This is a genomic window from Micromonospora sp. AMSO12t (assembly GCF_008806585.1).
Taxonomy (GTDB): domain Bacteria; phylum Actinomycetota; class Actinomycetes; order Mycobacteriales; family Micromonosporaceae; genus Micromonospora; species Micromonospora reichwaldensis.
On the sequence record NZ_WAAS01000612.1, the window covers coordinates 1 to 468 of the forward strand.

A 468-nucleotide genomic window follows, 5' to 3' on the forward strand; every position below is an offset into this window, starting at 1 on the left:
GGGTGGGCATCGGGGCGTTCGCGTCCACGCCGGCCAGCACCGCCACGGGCGCCGGTTCCGCCGCCGTCTCGGCGGCCCCCCGCTCGGCGGGCTCGGTGCCCAGCCAGTCCGCCACCGGTCCCGGACGGACCACGGCGATCCCGACGGCGGCCAGCACCAGCACGAGCACCGCGGCCAGCACGACGGGCAGGGTCCGGCGGCGGCGAGAGGCCGGCGCGGGCGACACGGCGGGGCCGGATGGACCGCCGGGGCCGGATGGACCGCTGGCGGGTCGGTTCGCGGCGGCGGCCCAGAGGTCGGTCGAGCCCGACGAGGCATCCGGACCGGCCGCGCCGGTCGGGCCCGTTGCGCCGGGCTGGGCGCCCGGACCGGCCGGGGCGCCCGGACCGGCCGAGGCGCCCGGACCGGCCGAGGCGCCCGGACCGGCCGAGGCGCCCGGACCCGTCGGACCGTCAGGACCGGTCGGAC

At 82.5% G+C, this 468-nt stretch carries 1 pseudogene; it reads right to left on the reverse strand.

The features are described from left to right. Window positions 1–181: pseudogene (locus F6X68_RS33190) on the reverse strand (D-alanyl-D-alanine carboxypeptidase/D-alanyl-D-alanine-endopeptidase); the annotation flags it as partial. Window positions 182–468: the final 287 nt, after the last annotated feature.